The organism is Romboutsia sp. LXY-2 (assembly GCF_056171995.1).
Genome location: NZ_JBKFGI010000012.1, coordinates 131,390 through 156,899, shown reverse-complemented (window position 1 = coordinate 156,899; position 25,510 = coordinate 131,390). Strand labels below are relative to the sequence as shown.

The following is a 25,510-nucleotide window of genomic DNA, read 5'->3' as shown; positions in this document are numbered from 1 at the left end:
GTCGTTTGAGTAACGGGACATGAATTGCTTCACCAACGTAGTTGCTCAAGCAAAGCGAATTTTTTATAAATTTTAGGGTAATTTAATTAGGATCTGAATAAAAGGTTTCTATCCTTATAAAATTAAAAATATATTATAATTTAATTATGTTCAATGATGAATACTTAAATAATATTAATACTAGAATATAATAAGGAGCATAATCAGATGAAATTTAATAACCATCCATTTATAGCCAATGGTGATTTATGTCTAGTTTTGGTAGATGAAAGAATTAGTTGGCAGATGGAAAATGAATTAAAAAAAAGAAATATAGAAATACTAAAAAGTATAGAATGTAAGACTACATATGATAGTATTAGATATCATCCGGACATATGCGTATTTTATTTAGGTGATGGACGCATAATAGTAGAGCCTAAGGTTTATGAAGAATATAAATCTATGTTAAAAGGTTATGGATTTGAGGTAGTAAAGGGAGAAAGAGAGGTGAAAAAAAAATATCCTTATAACGTGCACTATAATGTAGCTATAGTAGGAGAATATGCAATACATAATTTTAAATATACAGATCCGACTATATTAAGGTATATAGAAGAAAATAATCTTAAAAAGATTAATATAAAGCAAGGTTACGCAAAATGCTCAATATGTATAGTAGATGATAAATCTATAATTACTTCTGATGAAGGGATTTATAATAGTCTAAAGGAAACGGATATAGACTGTTTATTAATTCAAAGTGGGCATATAAAATTAGAAAATATGGATTATGGATTTATTGGAGGATGTACTGGTTTAATTTCAAAAAATGAAATTGCTTTTTGTGGAGACGCAACCAATCACCCAGACTACGAATCTATAAAAAAATTTTTAGAAAGTAAAAGTAAAGAAATTGTGATTCTAAGCAAAGAAAAATTATTAGACTTGGGCTCAATAATACCTCTTATGATTAGAAAGGGGCGATAAAATTGCCAAGGAAAAATATATGCTTAAGTTTATTAAAACAATATAGAATGCCAGCAATGAGCTTCTTTAAAAATAATAAACTAGACAAGCAGTTGATATATAATAATGAGGAAATAGAAGTATTAATAAATGTAGAAGAAGACGATGTATTAGACATAGAAAAAGTAAGTGAAGAAATTACAAGTTTAATAGTTAGCATAATGGAAAATACTTTGCTTAAAGAATATGTATTAAAACACTATAGTGATGTTTCTTATGAAGATAGAGAGAGTATATATATATATGCACTGGATTTATTTAGAGAAAAAGAAGGTCTAATAAGAGATGCAGTACACACTAAGGTTCATAATTACATAACTAATAATGACTATATAAACATAGATGGATTTTTAAAATTTAGAATTAAAGAATTTGTAAAATATATCCCTACAATAAGTGATAGAGCACTTGAAGAATTTCTTATAAGAAAAGATCAAGATGAGTTTGTAAATGTGCTAAAATACTTTATAAATATGCAGGAAGAAAAAATAGATTATTTGAGAATACATATAATTGATCAAAACTGTATAATGCTTTATGATAAAAATGGAAACAGAATAGAAAGTATTGAAGATGAAGAAATATTAAATATGGTAATACAAGAAAACCTAAACTATGAGGATTTTTTAATAAGCACATTGCTTACGCTATGCCCTAAAAAAATAGAAATATTAGACTCTTTAAGAAATAATAGCTCAAAAGAAATTATAGAAACTATAGATTCTATATTTGATGATAGAGTAACAATTTTACAAATGAACTAATACTATACTAGTACTACAGTAAAAGTATAAGAGTTCATAAAAACTAATAAAATTACTTTTTAAATTAATTAGTAGGGTTTATAATTAAATGTAAGCTTTATCTAAGTAATAATTAAAATTAAGAAGTAAGGAGATTAGGATATGAACGATATAATGAGAATACTTATACTAGCGAGTATTGGTGGATTAATAGGATATGTTACTAATGTAGTTGCTATAAAACTAATATTTAGACCTATAGTACCATATAAAATTCCTATATTAAATATAGAAATAATAGGTCTTATACCAAAAAGGAAAGCAGAAATAGCTAAAAATATAGGAGAAATAATTCAAAATGAATTTGTTTCTATGGATGAAATTTTATCAAATGTAATAACTGAAGAAGATAAAGATAACGTAGTCCAATATATGAAGGCTAAAGTAAAATTATTAATTAATGAAAAAATGTCTTTTGTTCCTAGTGCCATAAAAAACATTATACAAGGATATATTGAAGATGCTATAGAAGAAGAAGTAAAGCATAGTATTGACGATTTAAGTGAAGATATAATAAAAAAAGCAAGTTCACGTATAAATATACAAGAAATGGTAGAGAATAAAGTAAATGACTTAGATTTATATGAATTAGAAGAGATAATATTAAAAGTATCTAAGACAGAGTTAAAGCATATAGAACAGTTAGGTTTAGTACTAGGATTTGCTATTGGAATAATTCAAGGTATTATAACTATGTTTATCTAAAATATTATTGTTGATAGAGATAAAACTATCTGATATAATGGTACTAATAAATTAATATTACTAGCTATGAAGAGGACGAGTAAAATAGAAACAATTTTCAGAGAATATGGGTCGCCGGCTGTAAGCCCATTAAATATGACTATTTGAAAACTACCTTGGAGCAGAACTTACTAGCATTAATAATATGTGAAAGTGTTCGGTTGATTACCTTATAATCATCAAGAGGGTTGTATATTTATATACGCCAACTTGGGTGGAACCGCGAATTAATACTCGTCCCAAATATTTATTTTGGGACGGGTTTTTTTATTTATAAAAAATCAAAATAAGGAGGACAAGATAGTGATTAAAGTTACTTTAAAAGATGGATCAGTAAGAGAATTTGAAGAAGAAAAATCTGTTATGGACATAGCTAAGTCTATAAGTGAAGGACTAGCTAGAGCGATAGTAGCAGCATCTGTAAACGGGGAAGTAGTAGGTCTTGATTACACAGTTAAGAATGATTGTGAATTAAACTTATTTAAGTTTGAAGATGTAGAGGGGAAAGAGGTATTTAGACATACTTCAGCACATATGCTTGCTCAAGCAATAAAGAGATTATACCCAGAAGCTAAATTTGCTATAGGGCCAGCAATAGAAAATGGATTCTACTATGATATAGATTTAGAACAAAGATTAACTGCTGAGGACTTAGAAAAGTTAGAAAAAGAAATGAAAAAAATAGCTAAAGAAGATATGGCTGTTGAAAGATACGAATTACCGAAAGAAGAAGCTTTAGCATGGGCTAAAGAAAATGAAGAAATATATAAAGTTGAACTTATAGAAGCTTTACCAGAAGGGGAGATAATATCTTTCTACAAGCAAGGTGACTTCGCAGATTTATGTAGAGGACCACATTTACCTTCAACTAAAAAGGTTAAAGCAGTTAAGCTATTAAGTGTTGCAGGAGCTTACTGGCGTGGAGATGAAAAGAATAAAATGCTTCAAAGAATATATGGTATATCATTCGAAAAGAACAAAGATCTAGAAGAATACCTACACATGTTAGAAGAAGCTAAAAAGAGAGACCATAGAAAATTAGGTAAAGAATTAGATTTATTCTTTATACCTGAAGAAGGTCCAGGATTCCCACTATTCTTACCTAAAGGTATGGAACTTAAAAATGAATTATTAAAGTTCTGGAGAGAAATACACAGAGAAGATGGATATCAAGAAATAGAAACTCCAATAATATTAAACCAAAAATTATGGGAGACTTCAGGACACTGGTTTAACTACAAAGAAAATATGTATACTGTAGATATAGATGAGCAACAGTTTGCTATAAAACCAATGAACTGTCCAGGTTCTTTAATATACTACAATGCTAAGCCACACTCATACAAAGAGTTCCCAATGAAGGTTGCAGAGCTTGGTAGAGTTCACAGACATGAGTTATCTGGAGCATTACATGGACTTATGAGAGTTAGAGCATTTACTCAAGATGATGCACATATATTCATGTTACCAGAACAAATAAAAGATCAAATAAAAGGTGTTGTAGACTTAATAGATAGAGTTTATAAGACTTTCGGATTTGAGTATCACTTAGAATTATCTACTAGACCAGAAAATTCAATAGGAAGTGATGAAGATTGGGAAGCAGCTGAAAATGGTTTAAGAGAAGCTTTAGAAGAATTAAACTTACCTTATATATTAAACGAAGGTGATGGAGCATTCTACGGACCAAAGATAGACTTCCACTTAAGAGATTGTTTAGGAAGAACTTGGCAATGTGGTACTATACAATTAGATATGCAACTTCCACAAAGATTTGATATAACTTATATAGGTCAAGATGGAGAAAAGCATAGACCAGTAATGATACACAGAGTTGCTTTCGGAAGTATAGAAAGATTTATAGGAATATTAATAGAGCATTATGCAGGTAAATTCCCTGTATGGCTAGCTCCTACTCAAGTTAGAATACTTCCTATATCAGATAAGTATAATGATTATGCTAACCAAGTTAAAGATGCTTTATTTGCTAAAGGAATAAGAGTTGAAATAGATGATAGAGCAGAAAAGACAGGATTTAAGATAAGAGAAGCTCAACTTCAAAAAATACCATACATGATAATAGTTGGTGAAAAAGAAGAAGCTGAAAATAAAGTATCTGTAAGATCAAGAGATAATGGTGAAGTAGGAAGCCTTGACTTAAATGAATTTATAAGTACTTTAGCTAAAGAAGTAGAAGAAAGAGTTAATGTAATCCAAAACTAAATTAACTTATGAAATAAAAAGAGGATGTCATCTGACATCCTCTTTTACTTTTTAGTTAACCATTTCTTTTCTAATTAATGATTTTAACTCTTCATGAGTCATAGTTTCGTTTTCGAATAGATGCTTAGAAACCACATGTAAATCATTTATATTAGTTTGTAAAAGCTCTAAAACTTCTTTATAACAATTTTCTACTATACTGTTAGCTTCTATCTGAACTTTCTCAGATAAGAATGTTTTTTCTTTGCTGTCTATTGTCATAAATCCTAAGTTACTCATACCGTATTCGCATACCATTTGATTAGCTAGCTCAGTCACTTTCTTTAAGTCATCTTTTGCACCAGTTGATTTGTGGTTAAAAATTATTTCCTCAGAAGCTTTTCCTGCAAGAAGTATTTTGATTCTACCTATTAACTCATCTCTAGTATAGATATATCTATCTTCATCTGGCAATTGTAGCACATATCCCAAGGCTTGTCCTCTAGGTATAATTGATATTTTTTGTATTGGGTTAATACCTAAAATATCACTTGCAAGAGCATGACCAGCTTCATGATAAGCTACAATATTTTTCTCTTTTTCTATTAGAGTAGAATTCTTAGATTCTAGCCCAGCAATAACTCTTTCTAATGCCTTGTCAAAATGCTCAGAAGTAATGACTTCACTGTTTTCTCTTACAGCAAATATAGCAGCTTCGTTAGCAATATTTGAAAGATGAGCTCCATTAAATCCATGTGTCTTTTTAGCTAGCAAATCAATGTCTACAGATTTATCTATAGGCTTATTGCTAGTATGTACCTTAAGGATTTGTTGTCTAGTGTGGAAATTCGGAGAGCCTATATGAATATGTCTATCAAATCTACCTGGTCTAAGCAAAGCCTCATCAAGTAAGTCTAATCTATTAGTAGCACCGACTATTATTACATTTGAGTCTTTGTTAAAGCCATCCATTTCAACTAAAAGTTGATTAAGAGTTTGATCTTTTTCGTTATTACTCTCTAGGTGTCTTTTTGCTCCTATTGCATCAATTTCGTCAATAAAGATTATACTTGGAGCTTCTTTTCTAGCTTTTTCAAATAATGTTCTTACACGCTTAGCACCAACACCAACGTATTTTTCAACAAATTCTGAACCTGTTACATTAAAGAATGAAGCGTTTGTTTCACCAGCAACAGCAGATGCAAGAAGAGTTTTACCTGTACCAGGAGGGCCATAGAATAAAACACCTTTTGGTATTTTAGCACCCATTTTTTGATACTTTTGAGGGGATTTCATAAAATCTACTATCTCAAAAAGTTCTTCCTTTATCTCCTCAAGACCTGCTACATCTTCAAATGTAGTCTTAGGTTTAGTATAACTAGAATCATCATTTGGATTTTCCTTTTCCATTTTAGTTTGAGCAAATACTGGAACTGGTTTGTTTAATTTTTTAAAGAAATTATCTAACATTTTCATAGCTACACACCTCAGATAATAAAAGATTATTCATTTGCTTTATATTTTCCATCTTTGCTATTATTTATTACATTAAAATGTGATATAAATAAAAGGAAACATAAATTTGTAATATTTTAAGTATAACCAAACATTGAAAATATCATGACTTATATAGTAAAAAATAAAATTAAAATTATTTATTAAATTAAATGAAAACAAAAATTACAAAAAAAACCAGATAAAAAAATAAAAAAATAGTTGCACAATGTAGATTAAAGTGATATATTATATAGAGTAATAACTAATAAAAACGAAGAAGAAGTCCGCTTCTCACCTTACGATTAAGATATCAGTAAGGTAAATATAAGTTAAGCTAGTGTACAAGTTGTATACAGGCTTTTGAATTTGTTAACTTATATGGCGGATGATTATAAATCATTCGCCTTTTATTTTATATAAAAATTTTGGAGGTGTTCTACCATTAGCAAAGAACAAGCAATGAATGAACAAATAAGAGATAAAGAATTAAGAGTTATCTCAGAAACAGGTGAGCAGCTTGGAATAATGTCTTCTAAAGAAGCACAAGCGATAGCAAACAGTAAAAACCTAGATCTAGTTAAAATATCACCAAATGCTAATCCACCAGTTTGTAAAATAATGGATTTCGGAAAGCATAAATATGAACAAGCTAGAAAAGAAAAAGAAGCTAGAAAAAATCAAAAAACTATAACTATTAAAGAAATAAGACTTAGACCAGGTATTGAGGCTAATGACTTAAATACTAAAGCTAATAATGCAATAAAATTCCTTAAAAAGGGAGACAAAGTTAAAGTTGAACTTAGATTTAGAGGAAGAGAGCTTGGTCATAAGGACATCGGTAAAGAAGTTATGCTTAAGTTTATAGATATAATAAAAGAGTTTGGAGAACCAACAAAAGCCCCAGGATTTGAGGGTAATAGCATGGTTGTAATCATAGATCCAAAAAAATAGATGATTAACTGAGAGGAGGAATTTATTATGCCTAAAATGAAAACTCATAGAGGAGCTGCTAAAAGATTCAAGAAGACTGGAACTGGAAAGTTAAAGAGAGCTAAAGCTTTCAGAAGACATATATTAACTAAGAAAGCTGCTAAAACTAAGATGCAATTAAGAAAAGCTGGTATAGTTACAGCTGGAGATGCTAGAAGAATAGCTCAATTATTACCATACTAAGAAACAAACGGAAAAAATATAGATAAACATTAAAGAGGAAAACAAAGGAGGTCATAACGATGGCAAGAGTTAAAAAAGCTATGAACGCTCGTAAGAAACACAAGAAAGTGTTAAAACTTGCAAAAGGATATATAGGATCAAGAAGTAAATTATACAGACCAGCAAATACATTCGTAATGAAGGCGTTAAAGAACGCTTATATAGGTAGAAAGTTAAAGAAGAGAGACTTCAGAAAACTTTGGATACAAAGAATAAATGCTGCTACTAGAATGAATGGAATGTCTTACTCAAGATTCATGAACGGATTAAAGTTAGCAGGAATAGAAGTAAACAGAAAAATGTTAGCTGAAATGGCTATACAAGATCCTCAAGGATTCGCTAAGTTAGTAGAAGTTGCTAAGTCAAAATTAGCTTAATATAAATTTAATTTATATAGATGAAGAGTTGTCTTTTTAAGACAGCTCTTTTTTTATATATAAAGAACATAAATGGAACTATAATATACGGAAAACCTTATTTTGAAAGCAATCAACAGATGGCTTTTTTCATTTGGAAATACTATATTTTATTTGAGTAATGAGTATACTATTTGTATTACTGAGTTCTTATAATGATCTAAAGAATACAATATCTAAATGATTGTTTTTAGATACAAATTGGAATATAATAGAGTAATGGCTAAATAGAAAATATAGACAGTTTAAAATTATGGTTATAATCATGATTTATAAAGGAGGTCTTAAACAAGGTGAATACGATGCTAAAAAAGCTTGGTACACGTATAAATAAGATGCAGCCTACCCAGATAATGGTATCTGGATTTGCCCTTGTAATATTAGTAGGAGCACTCTTATTAAATTTACCAATAGCTACTCAAAATAATGAAAGTATAGGTTTTTTAGATGCATTATTTACATCTACATCTGCAGTGTGTGTTACGGGACTTATAGTAGTAGATACAGCTACATATTGGAGCACATTTGGTCAATTTGTAATAATAATGTTAATACAAACTGGTGGCCTAGGATTTATGACCGTTACAACTCTATTTGCGTTGATAACTAAGAAGAAGATTAACTTAAGAGAAAGACTTTTAATACAAGAGTCGCTAAATCAAATAGATTTATCGGGCTTAGTAAAGCTTACTAGATACGTATTGTTAATAACAATAACAATTGAAGGTATAGGAGCATTATTATTAGCCACTACTTTTATACCTCAATTAGGCTTAGCAAAGGGAATATGGTATAGTATTTTCCACGCTATATCAGCATTTTGTAATGCAGGATTTGACTTGATGGGAACTGTAAGTGGTCCGTTTTCGTCTTTAATGTCTTACGTTAATAACTTTACAATAACAATGACAATATCAATGTTAATAATACTTGGAGGTTTAGGATTCCCAGTAATATTAGATATTATAAGAAGTAAAAAAGTTTCAAAGTTAATGCTGCATTCAAAAGTAGTAATAATAACTTCTGCAATATTAATTGTATTAGGAACAGTATTTGTATTTTGTGTTGAATACAATAATCCAGATACTTTAGGAGGATTGTCTTTAGGAGGGAAGTTATTAGCATCTTTATTGCAATCTGTTACAGTTAGAACGGCAGGATTTAATAGTATAGATTTAGGAATCATGCATCAAGGAACAATATTTGTAATGATAATATTAATGTTTATAGGTGCATCTCCAGCCTCTACAGGAGGTGGGATAAAGACCACTACATTAGCGACATTAATACTTACAGTCAGAAGTTTTATATTTGGAAAAACAGATATAGAAGTTTATGAAAGAAGAATAGAGTCAGTAACAGTAAGAAAAGCAGTAGGTATATTCTTTATAGCTACATCTATGGTTATTATTGGGACTTTACTAATATCTCTTACAGAGCCTTCATTTACATTAGTCGAAGCAGGTTTTGAAGTAGTATCAGCAATTGCTACAGTAGGTTTAAGTATTGGAGGAAGTCCAAATTTAAGTGTAGTAGGGAAAATAATTATAATGACATATATGTTTATGGGAAGAGTTGGATCTCTTACAATATTTATGGCATTACTATCTAAAGGAAACAAGAAGAATCAACTAATAAAATATCCAGAAGGAAAGATAATAGTAGGATAAAATACTTTGGAGGAAAGTTTTATGAAGCAATATATAGTTATAGGGTGTGGAAGATTTGGTGCATCAGTTGCTACAACAATGCATCTTTTAGGTCATCAAGTTATGGCTATTGATAAAGGAGAAGAAGTAATTCAAAATATAGCTGATAAGGTAACGCATGCAGCTATAGTAGATGTTACAGATGAATTAGCACTAAGATCTTTAGGTTTAGGAAATTTTGATGTGGCAATAATAGCAATAGGATCTGATATAAGAGCATCTATAATGGCTACTCTAATAGCTAAAGAAATGGGAGTAGGTCAAATAGTATGCAAAGCTAAAGATGAATTACAAGCTAAAGTCTTATACAAAATAGGTGCTGATAGAGTAGTATTCCCAGAGCGTGATATGGGAGTTAGGGTTGCACATAATCTAGTTTCGGATAACATACTAGATCACATAGAATTAGATCCAGAGTACTCTATTGTTGAAATAGTTACTCCTTCTAGTTGGGTTGGTAAGACCCTAATAGAACTTGAATTAAGAGCTAGATATGAGATAACTGTTCTTGCTATTAAGACAGGAAAAAGTATAAATGTAACGCCTTCTCCGGATGAAGAGCTTAAAACAGGTAGTATTTTAGTAGTAATTGGACAAAATAGTAAAATAAGTAGTATAGCATCAGAAAATAAAGAAGTAATTAGGAGAAAATAGCAATGGCTATAATGATAACTAGTAAGGATAATGAAAAAATAAAATATACTAAGTCATTACTAAAAACAAAAGTAAGAAATAAAGATTTAAAGTTTATTATAGAAGGATATAGAATCTTAACTCTAGCTATAGAATGTAGAGCTGATATAGATTATGTATTCATAAATGAAAATTTTGAAAGCAAAGAAGAGCATGCTGAATTCTTAAAGGTATTAGAAAATAAAAATATCAAAGTATTTAAAACTAACAATAAAATATTTGATGAGTTAATTGATACAGAAAATACTCAAGGTATTTTAGCGGTAGTAAAATATAAGAAAAGAACTTTAGAAGAAAATTTAAGTGATGATAGCAGATTTGTATTAATATTAGATAGGATACAAGACCCTGGAAATATGGGAACAATAATTAGAACAGCAGATGCAGCAGGAGTAGATACAATTATTTCTCTAAAAGGAAGTGTAGATATATATAATCCAAAAGTTATTAGGTCTACTATGGGTTCTATATTTGATATGAATATAATAAGTGCTACTCAAGAAGAAGCATTAAGGTTACTTAAATTAAAGAACTTTGATATAGTATCTAGCTATTTAGATACAAACAATTTCTATGATCAAGTAGAATACAACTATAAGACAGCTTTAGTTATAGGTAATGAAGCGAATGGTGTAAATGATGAGTTAATAGAAAAGTCAGATGTGTTAGTTAAAATACCTATATATGGTAAAGCGGAGTCTCTAAATGCAGCAATAAGCTCAGCTATATTAATGTATGAAATAAAGAAATACTTAGTGTAGTATATTGTAAGAGATTTTTAGGTATGATATAATAGAATATAAAATTTTATATAATACATACAATGAAAGAGAAAAGTATTTTGATTATACTTAGTTCAGAGATAAGTACCTAGGCTGAAAGTACTTTCTAAGGATTCAAAAGAAGTTCACTCTGGAGTTTTAAAGCTGAAATTAATAGTAGGCTTTAACGTTTAAACGCGTTAAGTTTTTCGAGGTGGTTTAATAATTAATAATTATTAAGCTACTAGGGTGGTACCGCGAAACTATAGTCTTTCGTCCCTAGATAGGGATGAAGGGCTTTTTTTAATACTCAAAAACAAAAGTGGAAAGGAATGATAAAGGTGCAAGAAAAATTACTTAATTTACAAGAAGCAGCTTTAAATGAAATAAAAGAAGCTTCGAGCATAGAAAGCTTAGAGAGTTTAAGAGTTAAGTACTTAGGTAAAAAAGGTGAGATAACTGCTATCCGTAAAGAAATGGGTAAATTGTCTCAAGAAGAAAGACCTGTAGTAGGTAAAGTAGCTAATGAGGTAGCTCAAGCTATAGAAGGAAGTATAAACACTAAAAAAGAAGAAATAAAGCAAGTTGAAAAGCAAAAACAATTATTAGAAGAGGTTATAGACGTTACTATGCCAGGTAAAGTATTTACTGTAGGTAAGAAACATCCTATAACTAAAATAATAGATGATGTTACTGAAATATTCATGGGAATAGGATTCAGTATAGCAGAGGGGCCAGAAGTTGAAACAATAGAAAACAACTTCGATGCATTAAATGCACCTAAAGACCATCCATCAAGAGATATGAGTGATACATTCTACATAAATGATGATTTATTATTAAGAACTCAAACATCACCAGTTCAAGTTAGAACTATGAAAAATGAAGAATTACCTATAAAAGTTATATCTCCAGGTAGATGTTTCAGATATGATTCTCCAGATGCAACACATTCTCCAATGTTCCATCAAATAGAAGGACTTGTAGTTGGAAAAGATGTTACAATGGCTCAACTTAAAGGAACGCTAGATACATTTGTTAAGAAGTTATTCGGTCCAGAAACTAAAACTAAGTTTAGACCACACAACTTCCCATTTACAGAACCAAGTGTAGAGATAGATGTTACTTGCTTTAAGTGTCAAGGTGAAGGATGTCCAATGTGTAAGCAAGAAGGATGGATAGAAATATTAGGAGCAGGTATGGTTCATCCGAATGTACTTAGAAACTGTGGAATAGACCCAGAAGTTTATAGTGGATTTGCTTTCGGTATGGGAGTTGAAAGACTTGGAATGCTTAAGTATGAAATAGACGATATAAGATTATTATTTGAAAATGATATGAGATTCTTAAATCAATTTTAATTAGGAGGAATGTAAATGTTAGTATCTTTAAAATGGCTTAGAGATTATGTTGATATAGATATGGATACACAAGAGTTCGCTGACAAAATGACAATGACAGGAACTAAAGTTGAAAAAGTAGATTTCTACGGAACAGAAATAGAAAAAGTTGTAGTTGGTAAAATAGTAGAGATAACACCACATCCAGATGCAGATAAGTTAATAGTAACGAAAGTTGATGTTGGAAGTGAAGTTATACAAGTTGTTACAGGAGCTAAAAATGTATCTGAAGGAGATTACATACCAGTAGCAAGAGTAGGAGCTAAGTTACCAGGCGGAATAAAGATCAAAAAAGGTAAATTAAGAGGAGAGACTTCAGAAGGTATGATGTGTTCTTCTGAAGAATTAGGAATAGATTCTCAATATGTAGCTGAGCATAAGAAAGACGGAATATACATACTTGATCATGAAGCAACTTTTGAATTAGGTAAAGATGTAAGAGAAGTATTAGGTTTAAATGATGCTTTAATAGAATTCGAATTAACATCAAATAGACCTGATTGTAGATCTATGGTAGGTATAGCAAGAGAAGCTGCTGTTACAATAGGACAAAAATTAAAGTACCCAGAAATAACTGTAGCTGAAAGTGATGAAGAAATAAACTTTGACATAGAAATAGAAAATAGTGATCTTTGTAAGAGATATGCTGCTAGAATAGTTAAAGATGTTAAGATAGCGGAGTCTCCATACTGGATGCAAAGAAAGCTTATAGAAGCTGGTGTAAGACCAATAAACAACATAGTAGATATAACAAACTATGTAATGTTAGAGCTTGGACAACCACTTCATGCATTTGATTTAAATCAAGTTGCTACAGGAAAGATAGTAGTAAAAAATGCATCTGAAGGAGAAAAATTCACTACTTTAGATGAAAAAGAAAGAACATTAGATAAAGATATGTTAGTTATAACAAATGGAGAAAGATCACTTGCACTTGCTGGTGTAATGGGTGGTGCTAACTCTGAAATAACTGATACTACTACATCTATATTAATAGAAAGTGCAAACTTTAAATCAGAAAACATAAGAGCTACATCTAAGAAATTAGGTCTTAGAACAGAAGCTTCTGCAAGATACGAAAAAGGAATAGATCCAAACTTAGTAGAAGATGCTGTAAACAGGGCAGCTCAATTAATAGAAATGTTAGGAGCAGGTACTGTACTTAAAGGTGTGGTTGATGAATATCCATCAAAGCCTGAAGCTACAAAGTTAGTTGTAGATCCTCAAAGAGTAAATAAATTATTAGGTGTAGATGTTCCTATGAACCAATTCGTAGAAATATTAGAAAGCCTAGAATTTAAGTGCAATTTAAAATCTAGCAATGAATTAGAAATAGAAGTACCAAGTTTCAGATTAGATATGGAACAAGAAGCTGATGTTTTAGAAGAAATAGCTAGAATATATGGATTCGAAAACATACCAGCTGCAGAATTAGAAGGAAACTTTACTGCAGGTGTTAAAACTAAAAAGCAAAAATTCATGGATACAGTTAAAAATACTGCTTGCTCTATAGGATTAAATGAAATATTAACATATTCATTTGTAAGTCCTAAAGGAGTAGATAGAATAAATCTTCCTCAAGATGATAAGAAAAGAGAATTTGTAAGACTTCTTAACCCATTAGGAGAAGAAACTTCAGTAATGAGAACTAGTATGATGCCTAATATGTTAGGAGTAATATCTACCAACGTATCTCATAAAGTAGAATCAGTGTCTGCTTTTGAATGTGGTCATACATTTACACCGCAAAATGGTCTTCCAGTTGAAAGTAAGCATATGTGCATAGGTATGTATGGTAGGGAAGTTGATTTCTTCACATTAAAAGGAGCGGTAGAAGCTATACTTGAAAGAGTAGGATTAGAAGGATATCAAATAGTTCCAGAAACTAGTAATTCTACATTCCATCCTGGAAGATGCGCTAATTTAGTGTATAATAATATGTATATAGGTACTTTTGGAGAATTACATCCAGATGTAATAGAAAACTACAACTTAGGACAAAGAGTATATATTTGTGAAATGGATTTAGACTTAATATTCGAAAATGCAGATGATACTATAATATATTCTCCATTACCAAAATACCCATCTACATCTAGAGATATAGCTTTAATAGTTAAAGATGAAGTATTTGTTGGACAAATAGAAGATATAATAAAAGCTAATGGTGGTGACATTTTAGAAAGTTACAAATTATTTGATGTATATAAAGGTGCTCAAATAGAGGAAGGTCATAAGTCAATAGCGTATTCTATAACATATAGAAGTAAAGACAAAACTTTAACTGATGAAGATGTAGCAAAAGTACATGATAAGATATTAAGTGAGTTAAGCGAAAAGCTAAATGCAAACTTAAGATCAAACTAACTAACGTAAGGGGTGTTAGTAATGAATAAGGTTATGGTAAAAATCCATGGGGCTGAATACCCAATGGTGGGTGAAAAATCAGAGCAACATATGTTAAGTGTAGCTAAGTATGTTGATGAAGAAATGACAAAAGTAACTCAGACTAATCCAAGACTAAGCTTATCAGTAGCAGCAATAGTTACTGCTGTAAACATTACAGATTTTTTATTTGAGTGCTCTGAAGACTTTGAAAAAGCTTCAAAAGAAAATGAAGAATTAAAAAAGAAATTAGAATCACCAAATGAAGAATTAGAAGTAGAGCTTGAAGAGTTAAAATTAGAACTTGAAATTAAAGAACAAGAAGCTCAAGAAAGTATTGCTAAAATAGAAGAATTAAATAACACTATACAAGTTCAAAAAAGTGAAATAGAAAGTTTAAGTAACTGTACACAAGGTTCGAGATCAGAATTAGAAGGCTATAAAAGTGAAATAGAAGAATTAAAACTTCAACTAGAAGAAGCTAATGAAAGAGCTAAAATAGCTGAAAGTTTATCTTCTGAGTTCCAAAATAAAGCTTATCAAGTACAACTTAAATATACAGAACTTGAAAATGAACTAAAGTATATTAGAGCAACAACATAGTAATTAAAATTAAGCCTTCAGGAATTAACCTGAAGGTTTTAATTTTGACGTATAAGGGTATCCTAGAGATAGGATAAATATTCCTTTAAGGAGGCAGAACATGAAAGACATAGAATTATTAGCTCCCGTAGGATCCTTTGAAGCATTAAAGGCAGCTGTACAAAACGGAGCAAACGCAGTATACCTAGGAGGTAAAGAATTTAGTGCAAGGGCTTCAGCTAACAATTTTGATAAAAATGAATTAAGAGAAGCTGTTAAATATGCTCATATAAGAAATGTACAAGTTTTTGTAACTGCAAATACACTTATAAAGCAAAATGAAATAGAAGATTTTATAAAATATGTAAAATTTTTATATGATATAGATATAGATGCCATAATACTTCAAGATATAGGAATGGCTAAATTAATAAAACAATTACTACCAGACTTTGAATTACATGCAAGTACTCAAATGGTAGCACATTCTTTAGAAGATGTTAAATACCTAGAAGGTGTTGGATTTGACAGAGTAGTATTAGCAAGAGAGCTAAATGTAGATGAAATAAAGTACATATGTGATAACACTAAGGTAGACATCGAGATATTTGTTCATGGAGCGTTATGTGTCTGTTATTCTGGACAATGTTTAATGAGTAGTATGATAGGTAATAGATCTGGAAACAGAGGTAGATGTGCTCAACCATGTAGACAAAAATATGAACTTATTGATATTGCTACTGGTGAAGTTATGGATAAGAATGGAGATTATCTATTAAGTCCAAGAGATTTAAGCACGATAGAAGAAATAGATAAGATTATTGATGCTGGAGTTCATTCTTTAAAAATAGAAGGAAGAATGAAAAGACCAGAATATGTAGCTACAGTAGTGGGAAGCTACAGAGATGCAGTTGATGAGTACTTAATGAACAATAGCCATAAAGTAAGTGATGAAACTATTAGTGATTTATATACTATATTTAATAGAAAGTTTACTAAAGGATACTTATTAGGTGAAGTAGGTAAAGATATTATGAACTCTGAAATACCTAATAATCAAGGTTTATATATAGGTAGAGTTCTAGACTATAACAGAAAAGCTAAGAGGCTTAAGTTAAGATTAGAGAACACTCTTAAAAAAGGTGACGGAATAAACTTAGGTGGAGGAACTATAGGTAGAATCATTAAAAATGGTGAGATAACAACTATAGGCCATAAAGGTGAAATAATAGAGTTAGACTTTGTTGGAGAAGCAAAAAGAAATCAAATAGTATTCAAAACTTCAGATAGTGAATTAATGGATAGGGTACAAGCTACATTCCAACAAGAAAAAGAATTAGTTAAATCAAATATAGATGCATATATAAAAATAAAATTAGGGCAAAAACCAGTACTTGTATTAACTGATGAAAAGGGAAATAAATCTACTGTAGAGGGCGATAAAGTAGTAGAAGAAGCTATGAAAGTAGCTTTAGGAAAAGATAAGATAGAAGCTCAAATTCAAAAATTAGGGAATACTCCTTACATATTAAAAGATATTAATATTGATTTAGATGATAATGTAAGTCTTCCAATAAGTATATTAAATCAAATGAGAAGAGATGCTATAGACTTATTAAGTGAAGAAAGAATAAAAATAAAAAATAGAAGCCATAAAAATAAACTTGTTTCTTATAATCCTTCAAAGGTAACAAGAAGCAAAGAAAGCAAGCTAAGAGCTAAGGCTAAGGATTTAAGCCAGCTAGAAGCTGTCTTATCATGCGATATAGATTTAGTTTACTATGAAGATATAAACACTTTAGATAAAGCATTAGAAATGGCTAGTAAATATAGCAAAAGAGTAATGTACTCATCACCTAGAATAGTGAGAAATAGAGAATATCATCAATTAGAAAAAGCTAAAGAAATAGGAATAAATAGTGTTCAAGTAGGAAGTTTAGGAGCTATTAATTACTTTAAGGACAAACACTTAAGTATAGATTACTATCTAAATGTTTTTAACAGTGAATCAATAAATCACTACAAGAATGAAGGTGCAAGAGCAGTATGTATTTCACAAGAGCTTAACCTAAATGAGATAAGAGAAACTATAAAGTACACTGATGTAGAAATAGAAGCAGTAGTATATGGATATGTACCGATGATGGTTACAGAATACTGTCCTATGGGTGTAGTTGTAAGGGATTGTAAGAAAGATAAGAGAGTTGCAAAATGTAAAGAGGTTACATATGCACTAAGAGATTTAAAAGGTGAACAATACAAAATATCACAAGATAATTTCTGTAGAAGTACAATTTATAATTCAAAAGTAACATGTATGCTAGATAATCTTTATGAGCTAAATGAAATAGGAATAGATGTCTTAAGGTTAGATTTTACTACAGAAAATAGTGAAGAAATAAAGACAGTTTTAGAGGCTTATACTGAAGTTATTCAAAATAACTACAAATTAGGAAGAAAATCAACAAAATTATACGATGAATTAGACAAAATTGGAGTAACAGCAGGACATTATTATAAAGGTGTAGAATAGGAATATTATAAAAATGTAATATTTAAGGAGGTATTGGGAAATGAGAGAACAAGCAGTAGAAATACTTAATAAGTACTTAGTAAGCGAGCATTTGATAAAGCATTCTTATGCCCTAGAAGCTGTAATGAGGGAGCTAGGCAAGAAGTTAGAACTAGGAAAAGAAGAAGAGTGGGCTATAGCAGGATTATTACACGATTTAGATGCAGATATGTTAGATTATAAGGAAGACCCTGAGGAATCTAAGAAACATGGACTTAAAGCTGTAGAAATCTTACAGAAGGAAAACTTCGGAAATGAATTTATATATCAAGCTATAAAGGCTCATAATGAAGATAATGGTACTCCTAGAATATCAACAGTTGATAAGGTAATATATGCAGCAGACCCTATAACTGGATTTATAACAGCAATAACTCTTGTATATCCAGATAAAAAGCTAGCTAGTGTAAAAACGAAATCAATAACTAAAAGAATGAAAGAGTTGAGATTTGCTGCTGGTGCAAATAGAGAAGCAATGAAAAGTATAGAGGAAATAGGGATTCCTTTTGCAGAATTTGCTGAGATTTCTTTAAATGCAATGAAAAATATTTCAGATGAATTAGGATTATAATTTTACAAATATACTAAAGTAAAATAAGTCGAGGGGATTGGGTATGAAACTTACAACTATTTGTTATATAGAGGATAATAACAAAACTTTATTAGTACACAGAAATAAAAGTGAAGACGATGTACATGAAGGCAAGTATGTAGGTATATGTGGAGAAGTTGTTAATGGAGAAACTCCTGAAGAATGCGTATTGAGAGAAGTATTTAATCAAACTAATTTAAATCTAAAGTCAATTTATTACAGAGGAGTAATTACTCTACCGAAATTTATTGATAATGAAGATGTATATATGATGCTTTTTACAAGTGATGATTTTGAAGGTAGACTAGATAATTCATGCAAATATGGAGATTTGATTTGGATAGATACTGATAAAATATTTGATTTGGATATGTGGGAAGGGGATAGACTATACCTAAGATGGTCAAATACTGATGAAATATTTAGTGCTAAAATAATTTATGAAAATGGAAAACTCAAAGACTATAATGTAGTCTTCCAAGCAGAATAAGTAATCAAAATTATAAGTACTTAAAAATAAAAGGCAATTGTATAACTAATAAATTAGTTATACAATTGCCTTTTTATATTGACTAGGAGTAATAAATCCTAGTATTGATTCATTGATTTAAGTATTGCAAGTAAGTATTCCCAAGTATTTTTAGTAGAAGATATACTTAAATGCTCATTAGGAGTATGAACCTCAAACATATTAGGTCCAAGAGAAATTGCCTCAGCATTTGGAATTTTTTCTAATAATAAACCACACTCAAGGCCAGCATGTAGAGCCATTATAGTAGGTTTTTTACCAGTTAATTTTTCATATGTCTCAACACCTATTTGTTCTAATTTAGAGTCTTTAACATATTCCCAAGCTGGATAATCACTTCTAGTTTCAAACTTAGAATCTAAAGCATCACATAATAGATTCATTCTGTTAGTAATTTCTTTCTTTAATGTTCCTACAGAACTTCTAACAGCACTTTCAAAAGATACTTCTGAATCAGTAGTTGTAACTACACCTAAGTTAGTAGAACTTTCAACTAATCCTTCTATATCCATGCTCATACTTTGAATTCCGTTTGGCATTATGTTTAACATTTTTATTACTTTATTTTTACAATCACAATCGAATACCTTATCAGCAGTTGTTTCAGAGCATTCTATAGTAAGTCCAGGATCTGATGTTCTAAATTCATGCTTAAATACATCAGCTATTTTAGAAATAGATTCTTTAGTTTTTGCAACATCATCTTTATTTACTAATATTACACATTCAGCCTCACGAGGGATAGCATTGTTTTTAGACCCCCCAGAAACGTGAGCTAAATCAAAGTCTACATCTAACATATTTAATAATCTACCCATTAACTTGTTAGAGTTAGCTCTTTGCTTTATAATGTCCATTCCAGAGTGCCCACCAAGTAAACCTTTAACGTCTACTATAAGTGCTTGTTTATTGCTATCAGCATTAGTGTATTTAGTAGGTAATTTTGCTAATGCAGTAGTACCACCAGCACAGCTTACTAATATAAATCCTTCTTCTTCAGAATCTAGATTTAGTATGTATTTACCTTTTAGAAGACTTCCATCTAAGTTCATAGCTCCTGTCATACCAGCTTCTTCATCTGAAGTTACTAATAGCTCTATAGCAGGATGTTCAATATCATTAGAAGCTAGTACTGCCATTCCCATAGCAACAGCTATACCATTGTCTGCACCAAGTGTAGTACCTGTAGCATAAATCATGTCATCTTCTATTCTTAATTTAATAGGATCTTTAGTGAAGTCATGGTTAGTATCTTTATTTTTTTCGCAAACCATGTCCATATGACCTTGAAGTATTACACCAGGACAATTTTCATATCCTTTTGTAGCAGGTTTTCTTATTATTATATTTAGGTGATCATCTTGTATAGTTTCAAAGCCAAGATTCTTACCAAAATCATTCAAGAAATCGCTTATTGCTTTTTCATTTCCAGAGCCTCTAGGAATTTGTGAGATTTGCTCAAAATAATTAAAAACTAGTTCTGGATTAAGACCTTTTAGGATATTTTCCATTAATACCAACTCCTTTTACCAATAGGTTAAGTTAAAATAGCTATTTTAGGTTAATAATAATAAAAAAATCTCTTTTAAAGTATTAAAAATGCCGATTTTTTTATTACAAATAAACTGTGATTATGTATAATATATAAATAGCTATATAAATAGTATAATACAAAAATACATAAAATAAACTAAATAATTACATATTGTAGGAGGAAGCATGAATAAGAAATCATTAAGAGTTTTAGAATTTAATAAAATCATAGATTTATTAAAGAAAAAAGCTTCATCTTCTTTAGGTTTGAGATATATAGAAAAATTAACTCCAAGCTCTGATTTTGAAGAGGTTAAATATATGCTAGAGGAAACGAGTGAAGCTCAAGCTATATTTATTAAAAGGGGGACTATAGGTTTAACAGGTATACACGATATAGAAGATAAAGCAAAGAGAGCAGATATAGGAGCATCTTTAGATCCGGGAAGTTTAATACTTATAGCAGATACTTTGAGAGCTGCAAGAATAGTAAAAAATAACTTAGCGGGAAGCGAAGAAGAAGATTTCAATTATCCTATAATTCAAGGATTATCAAATTCATTATATACGTATAGAGATATAGAAGACAAAATATATAATGCAATAGTAAGTGAAATAGAGATATCAGACAATGCATCATCTACACTTAGAGATATAAGAAGAAGAATAGTACAAAAAAATCAATCTATTAGATCTAAATTAAACTCAATAATAACATCAACGACATATCAAAAATATTTACAAGATGCCATAATCTCTGTAAGAGGAGATAGATTTGTAGTGCCTGTAAAAGCGGAATATAGATCTCAAGTTTCTGGTATAGTACATGACCAGTCTTCATCAGGAGCTACACTATTTATAGAGCCTATGAGTATAGTAGATATGAATAATGAGTTAAGACAGCTTAGACTTGCTGAAAAAGAAGAAATAGAAAGAATATTAGCAGAGCTATCATCTTTAGTAGGAGAAGTAAGTCATGAGCTAATATCTAACCAAGAGATTTTAGGTAAGTTAGATTTTGCATTTGCAAAAGGTAAATTATCTGTTGATATGAGAGCTGTAGAGCCAGAATTAAATACTGATAAGTATATTAATATTAAAAAAGGTAGGCATCCATTATTAGATAGAGATAAGGTAGTGCCTAATACAGTTTATTTAGGTAGAGATTTCCATACACTTGTTATAACAGGTCCAAATACAGGTGGTAAGACAGTAACAATTAAAACAGTAGGTCTATTTGCACTTATGACGCAAAGTGGACTTCATATACCAGCTGATTTTGGAAGTAGCATGTGTGTATATGATAATGTATTTGCGGATATTGGAGATGAACAAAGTATAGAACAAAGTTTATCTACTTTCTCTTCACACATGACAAATATTGTATCTATATTAAAAGATGTAACACAAGATTCATTAGTTATATTTGATGAATTAGGTGCTGGTACAGACCCTATAGAAGGGGCAGCACTAGCTATAGCAATATTAGAAGATGTACAGATGGCAGGAGCTAAATGTATAGCCACGACTCACTATAGTGAAATTAAAAACTATGCATTAACTAAAGACGGTGTAGAAAATGCCGCGGTAGAATTTGACTTAGAAACTTTAAGCCCAACATACAGATTACTTATAGGTGTTCCAGGGAAATCAAATGCCTTTGAAATATCTAGAAAATTAGGATTAAACGACTATGTAATCACTAGAGCTAAAGAATTTATAGATACTGAAAATATAGCTCTTGAGGATGTTCTTCAAAATGTTGAGAAGAACAGAATCAAAGCAGAAGAAGAAAGACGAGAAGCGGAAAAGCTAAAACTTCAAATAGAAAAATTAAAACTTGAATATGATGAGAAGCTAGAAAAGATGGTGGCTCAAAAAGAAAAAATGATAGAAAAAGCTAAATCTGAGGCATTTAGCATAACTAGACAAGCTAAAGAAGAAGTAGATCAAATAATAAAAGAGTTAAGACGTTTAGAAGAAGAAAGAGCTTCTAAAGAAAAGAATCAAAAAATAGAAGAGCTTAGAAAAGAATTAACTAATTCTATGGGAAGCTTACAACCAACAGTTAAGAGTATGATAGTTCCTAAGGTATCTGGAAAAGAAATAAAGAACTTAAATGCTGGAGATGAAGTAAAAGTAATAACATTAAATCAACAAGGTACAGTAGTATCAGTTGATGAGAGAAAGAAAGAAGCTGTAGTTCAACTTGGTATAATGAAAATGACACTACCATTTAAATCATTAGAAAGAGCTAAGAAAGATCCGAAAACTACAGTTACAAAAACTACTAGAAAGATTATAAAATCTAAATCAGGAAATGTAAAAAGTGAAGTTGACTTAAGAGGACTTAACTTAGAAGAAGCAATAATGGAAGTAGAAAAATATTTAGATGATGCTTGTGTAGCAGGTCTTGAGTTTGCTACAATAATACACGGTATAGGAACTGGAGTATTAAAAAATGGACTTCAAGAAGTTCTTAGAAAAAATAAGCATGTAAAAAGTCAAAGACCTGGCCAGTACGGTGAGGGCGGCGCAGGAGTTACAGTAGTAACATTTAAGTAATAAAGAAAAGTAAATTTTTACTTAAGAAGGTGGAAGTTTTATGATATTAGTTTCTGCATGTTTACTTGGAATAAATTGTAAGTATACTGGTGATAATAATAAAAATACTAATGTAATAGAATATTTAAAAGATAAAGAGTTCACACTAATATGCCCTGAACAGTTAGGTGGACTATCTACACCTAGAGATCCAGCTGAAATAATTTCATTAGATGGATATGCAGTATTAAAAGGTGGAAGCTCTGTGGTAGACAATAAAAGACAAAATGTAACTGATTGCTTTTTAAAAGGAGCTCAAGAAAGTCTAAAAATAGCTCAGATATATAATTGTAAAGAAGCTATATTAAAAGAAGGAAGTCCTTCTTGTGGAGCAAACTTTATATATGATGGTACCTTTAGTGGAATTAAGAAAAAAGGTGCTGGAGTTACAACAGCTCTTTTAAGAAGTAATGGAATAAATGTAATAAGTGAAAAAGAACTATAGATGTCGACATATGTAAATATGGCAAACATCTTGAAAAAACTTAGGAATTGATTTACCATAAGGTAATAAGAGATAATGAGAGGAGCAATACAATGCAAGATTTTAAGGTATATATAGCCAATTGTCTTAAAGAAAAGATAGAAGACTTATCAATAGAAGAAATAGAACAACTTTTAGAAACACCACCTAATAAAGAAATGGGAGATTATGCGTTCCCATGTTTTAAATTAGCAAAAGTATTTAGAAAAGCACCAAACATGATAGCTGCTGATTTAGCTGAAAGTATAGAAGCTAAAGGGGCAGTGTCTAAAGTAATGCCTTTAGGCGGATATGTTAACTTCTTCGTTAACAAATCTCAGTTAGCAGATACTGTTATAAAGGATGTTTTAACACAAAAAGAAAAATACGGACACAGTGATTTAGGGAAAGATAAAGCAGTAGTAATAGATTTCTCTTCTCCTAACATAGCTAAGCCTTTCCACATAGGACATATAAGAACAACTGTTATAGGAAATGCATTATATAAGATATATGATTCTCAAGGCTATGATACAGTAAGAATAAACCATTTAGGAGATTATGGTACACAATTTGGTAAGTTAATAGTAGCTTTCAAATTATGGGGGAGCAAAGAAGAAGTAGAAGCTAATCCAATACCAGAATTATTAAAATTATACATAAGATTCCATGACGAAGCGGAAAGTAAGCCAGAAATGGAAGATGAAGCAAGAGCTTGGTTTACTAAGTTAGAAAACGGAGATCAAGAAGCAAAAGAACTATGGCAATGGTTCAGAGATGAAAGTTTAAAGGAATTTGCAAGAGTTTATGATTTACTAGATATAGAATTTGACTCTTATGCAGGTGAAAGTTTCTACTCTGACAAAATGGATGATGTTATAAAAATAATACAAGATAAAGGATTATTAAAAGAATCTCAAGGAACAAATGTTGTTGATTTAGAAGAATATAACATGCCACCAGCTCTTATAACAAAGAATGATGGATCTACTTTATATATGACAAGAGATTTAGCAGCAGCTGTATACAGAAAGAATAACTACAACTTTGATAAGTGTATATATGTTGTTGGTTCTCAACAAAGCTTACATTTCCAACAATTATTTAAAGTTTTAGAACTTGTTGGATTTGAGTGGGCAAAAGATATGGTACACGTACCATTTGGTATGGTTGCACTAGAAGAAGGAACTATGTCTACAAGAAAAGGTAGAGTAGTATTCTTAGAAGACGTTTTAAAACAAGCTATAGAAAAAACTAAGGAAACAATGCTAGCTAAAAATCCTGACGCTAAAAATGTTGATGAAATAGCTAAACAAGTTGGGGTTGGAGCTGTAGTATTCCAAGAATTATCTAACAGTAGAATAAAAGACTATACTTTCTCTTGGGAAAGAACATTAAGCTTTGAAGGAGAAACTGGACCATATGTTCAATATACACATGCTAGATGTTGTGCAGTTTTAAGAAAAGCTAATGAAGAAGTTAGTACAGATATAAACTATGAACTATTAACTAATGAAGATAGTGCAGAAGTATTAAAATTAATAGGAGCATTCAATAAGAGCATAGTTGCTTCTTTAAGAAAGAATGAGCCTCATATAATAACAAGATTTGTTCTAGATTTAGCTCAGGCATTCAATAAATTCTACCATGATAACCCAATAGTAGTTGAAGATGTAGAATTAAGAAAAGCTAGACTTGCTTTAGTTGAAGCTACTAGACAAACAATAGAAAACGGACTTAAGTTATTAGGAATGCATGCTCCAGAGAGGATGTAATTAAAAAAGATACAGGGATGTCGAAAAGTG

General features: G+C 30.4%; 21 protein-coding genes and 2 other annotated features. Of the genes, 19 read left to right on the top strand and 2 right to left on the bottom strand.

Features of this window, described 5'->3' with window-relative positions; all coding sequences use genetic code 11:
- Nucleotides 1-207: 207 nt before the first annotated feature.
- From ACI48P_RS17825 to thrS, 4 genes are all read left to right on the top strand, one after another.
- Nucleotides 208-969, top strand: a complete 762-nt coding sequence (locus ACI48P_RS17825; protein WP_475218239.1) for a DUF6873 family GME fold protein — start codon at nucleotides 208-210, stop codon at nucleotides 967-969.
- A gap of 2 nt (nucleotides 970-971) precedes the next feature.
- Nucleotides 972-1,772 carry a putative sporulation protein YtxC gene (locus tag ACI48P_RS17820; protein ID WP_475218237.1) on the top strand — a complete coding sequence of 267 codons (801 nt, stop codon included), beginning with the start codon at nucleotides 972-974 and terminating at the stop codon, nucleotides 1,770-1,772.
- A 141-nt stretch (nucleotides 1,773-1,913) separates the two neighbouring features.
- Nucleotides 1,914-2,516 (top strand): DUF445 domain-containing protein, encoded by a 603-nt coding sequence (locus ACI48P_RS17815; protein WP_475218235.1) that lies wholly within the window; start codon nucleotides 1,914-1,916, stop codon nucleotides 2,514-2,516.
- Between the two features lie 57 nt (nucleotides 2,517-2,573).
- Nucleotides 2,574-2,800, top strand: a binding site (T-box leader).
- A gap of 58 nt (nucleotides 2,801-2,858) precedes the next feature.
- On the top strand, nucleotides 2,859-4,778 hold the full coding sequence (gene thrS, locus ACI48P_RS17810) for a threonine--tRNA ligase (RefSeq protein WP_475218233.1): 1,920 nt from the start codon (nucleotides 2,859-2,861) through the stop codon (nucleotides 4,776-4,778).
- A gap of 51 nt (nucleotides 4,779-4,829) precedes the next feature.
- On the opposite strand, the gene ACI48P_RS17805 is transcribed toward thrS, so the two are convergent.
- Entirely contained in the window at nucleotides 4,830-6,233 is a 1,404-nt protein-coding gene (locus ACI48P_RS17805; protein WP_475218231.1) for an ATP-dependent metallopeptidase FtsH/Yme1/Tma family protein, read from the bottom strand.
- A 480-nt stretch (nucleotides 6,234-6,713) separates the two neighbouring features.
- On the opposite strand from ACI48P_RS17805, the gene infC reads away from it, so the two are divergent.
- The 12 genes from infC (at nucleotide 6,714) to ACI48P_RS17745 (ending at nucleotide 19,066) form a co-directional block, all read left to right on the top strand.
- Nucleotides 6,714-7,205, top strand: coding sequence for a translation initiation factor IF-3 (gene infC / locus ACI48P_RS17800; RefSeq protein WP_475218229.1), 492 nt, complete (start codon nucleotides 6,714-6,716; stop codon nucleotides 7,203-7,205).
- Nucleotides 7,206-7,232: 27 nt separating this feature from the next.
- Entirely contained in the window at nucleotides 7,233-7,427 is a 195-nt protein-coding gene (gene rpmI / locus ACI48P_RS17795; RefSeq protein WP_475218228.1) for a 50S ribosomal protein L35, read from the top strand.
- A gap of 59 nt (nucleotides 7,428-7,486) precedes the next feature.
- Nucleotides 7,487-7,843: a 50S ribosomal protein L20 gene (rplT, locus tag ACI48P_RS17790; RefSeq protein ID WP_475218226.1), complete on the top strand. Its 357-nt coding sequence runs from the start codon at nucleotides 7,487-7,489 to the stop codon at nucleotides 7,841-7,843.
- Nucleotides 7,844-8,184: 341 nt separating this feature from the next.
- On the top strand, nucleotides 8,185-9,552 hold the full coding sequence (locus ACI48P_RS17785; protein WP_475218345.1) for a TrkH family potassium uptake protein: 1,368 nt from the start codon (nucleotides 8,185-8,187) through the stop codon (nucleotides 9,550-9,552).
- Nucleotides 9,553-9,573: 21 nt separating this feature from the next.
- Nucleotides 9,574-10,245, top strand: a complete 672-nt coding sequence (locus ACI48P_RS17780) for a potassium channel family protein (RefSeq protein ID WP_475218224.1) — start codon at nucleotides 9,574-9,576, stop codon at nucleotides 10,243-10,245.
- 2 nt (nucleotides 10,246-10,247) lie between these two features.
- Nucleotides 10,248-11,045 carry a TrmH family RNA methyltransferase gene (locus tag ACI48P_RS17775; RefSeq protein WP_475218222.1) on the top strand — a complete coding sequence of 266 codons (798 nt, stop codon included), beginning with the start codon at nucleotides 10,248-10,250 and terminating at the stop codon, nucleotides 11,043-11,045.
- Nucleotides 11,046-11,098: 53 nt separating this feature from the next.
- Nucleotides 11,099-11,329: a binding site (T-box leader), on the top strand.
- A 57-nt stretch (nucleotides 11,330-11,386) separates the two neighbouring features.
- Complete coding sequence (gene pheS, locus ACI48P_RS17770; RefSeq protein ID WP_475218343.1) at nucleotides 11,387-12,406, top strand: phenylalanine--tRNA ligase subunit alpha; 1,020 nt, start codon at nucleotides 11,387-11,389, stop codon at nucleotides 12,404-12,406.
- A gap of 15 nt (nucleotides 12,407-12,421) precedes the next feature.
- Nucleotides 12,422-14,812, top strand: coding sequence for a phenylalanine--tRNA ligase subunit beta (pheT, locus tag ACI48P_RS17765; RefSeq protein ID WP_475218220.1), 2,391 nt, complete (start codon nucleotides 12,422-12,424; stop codon nucleotides 14,810-14,812).
- Nucleotides 14,813-14,833: 21 nt separating this feature from the next.
- Nucleotides 14,834-15,433 (top strand): cell division protein ZapA, encoded by a 600-nt coding sequence (locus tag ACI48P_RS17760; protein WP_475218218.1) that lies wholly within the window; start codon nucleotides 14,834-14,836, stop codon nucleotides 15,431-15,433.
- 100 nt (nucleotides 15,434-15,533) lie between these two features.
- Entirely contained in the window at nucleotides 15,534-17,945 is a 2,412-nt protein-coding gene (locus ACI48P_RS17755) for a U32 family peptidase (RefSeq protein WP_475218216.1), read from the top strand.
- A gap of 40 nt (nucleotides 17,946-17,985) precedes the next feature.
- Nucleotides 17,986-18,555: an HD domain-containing protein gene (locus ACI48P_RS17750; RefSeq protein ID WP_475218214.1), complete on the top strand. Its 570-nt coding sequence runs from the start codon at nucleotides 17,986-17,988 to the stop codon at nucleotides 18,553-18,555.
- A 43-nt stretch (nucleotides 18,556-18,598) separates the two neighbouring features.
- Nucleotides 18,599-19,066 (top strand): NUDIX hydrolase, encoded by a 468-nt coding sequence (locus ACI48P_RS17745; RefSeq protein WP_475218212.1) that lies wholly within the window; start codon nucleotides 18,599-18,601, stop codon nucleotides 19,064-19,066.
- A 98-nt stretch (nucleotides 19,067-19,164) separates the two neighbouring features.
- On the opposite strand, the gene ACI48P_RS17740 is transcribed toward ACI48P_RS17745, so the two are convergent.
- Nucleotides 19,165-20,616, bottom strand: a complete 1,452-nt coding sequence (locus ACI48P_RS17740; RefSeq protein WP_475218210.1) for an aminoacyl-histidine dipeptidase — start codon at nucleotides 20,614-20,616, stop codon at nucleotides 19,165-19,167.
- Between the two features lie 208 nt (nucleotides 20,617-20,824).
- Here ACI48P_RS17740 and ACI48P_RS17735 point away from each other — a divergent pair, with 208 nt between their 5' ends.
- From ACI48P_RS17735 to argS, 3 genes are all read left to right on the top strand, one after another.
- Nucleotides 20,825-23,203, top strand: coding sequence for an endonuclease MutS2 (locus ACI48P_RS17735; protein ID WP_475218208.1), 2,379 nt, complete (start codon nucleotides 20,825-20,827; stop codon nucleotides 23,201-23,203).
- 40 nt (nucleotides 23,204-23,243) lie between these two features.
- The gene (locus ACI48P_RS17730) at nucleotides 23,244-23,687 is read left to right on the top strand and encodes a 2-thiouracil desulfurase family protein (protein ID WP_475218206.1); all 444 of its coding nucleotides are present in this window, start codon (nucleotides 23,244-23,246) and stop codon (nucleotides 23,685-23,687) included.
- 92 nt (nucleotides 23,688-23,779) lie between these two features.
- Nucleotides 23,780-25,480, top strand: coding sequence for an arginine--tRNA ligase (gene argS / locus ACI48P_RS17725; protein WP_475218205.1), 1,701 nt, complete (start codon nucleotides 23,780-23,782; stop codon nucleotides 25,478-25,480).
- The last annotated feature ends 30 nt before the right edge of the window (nucleotides 25,481-25,510 follow it).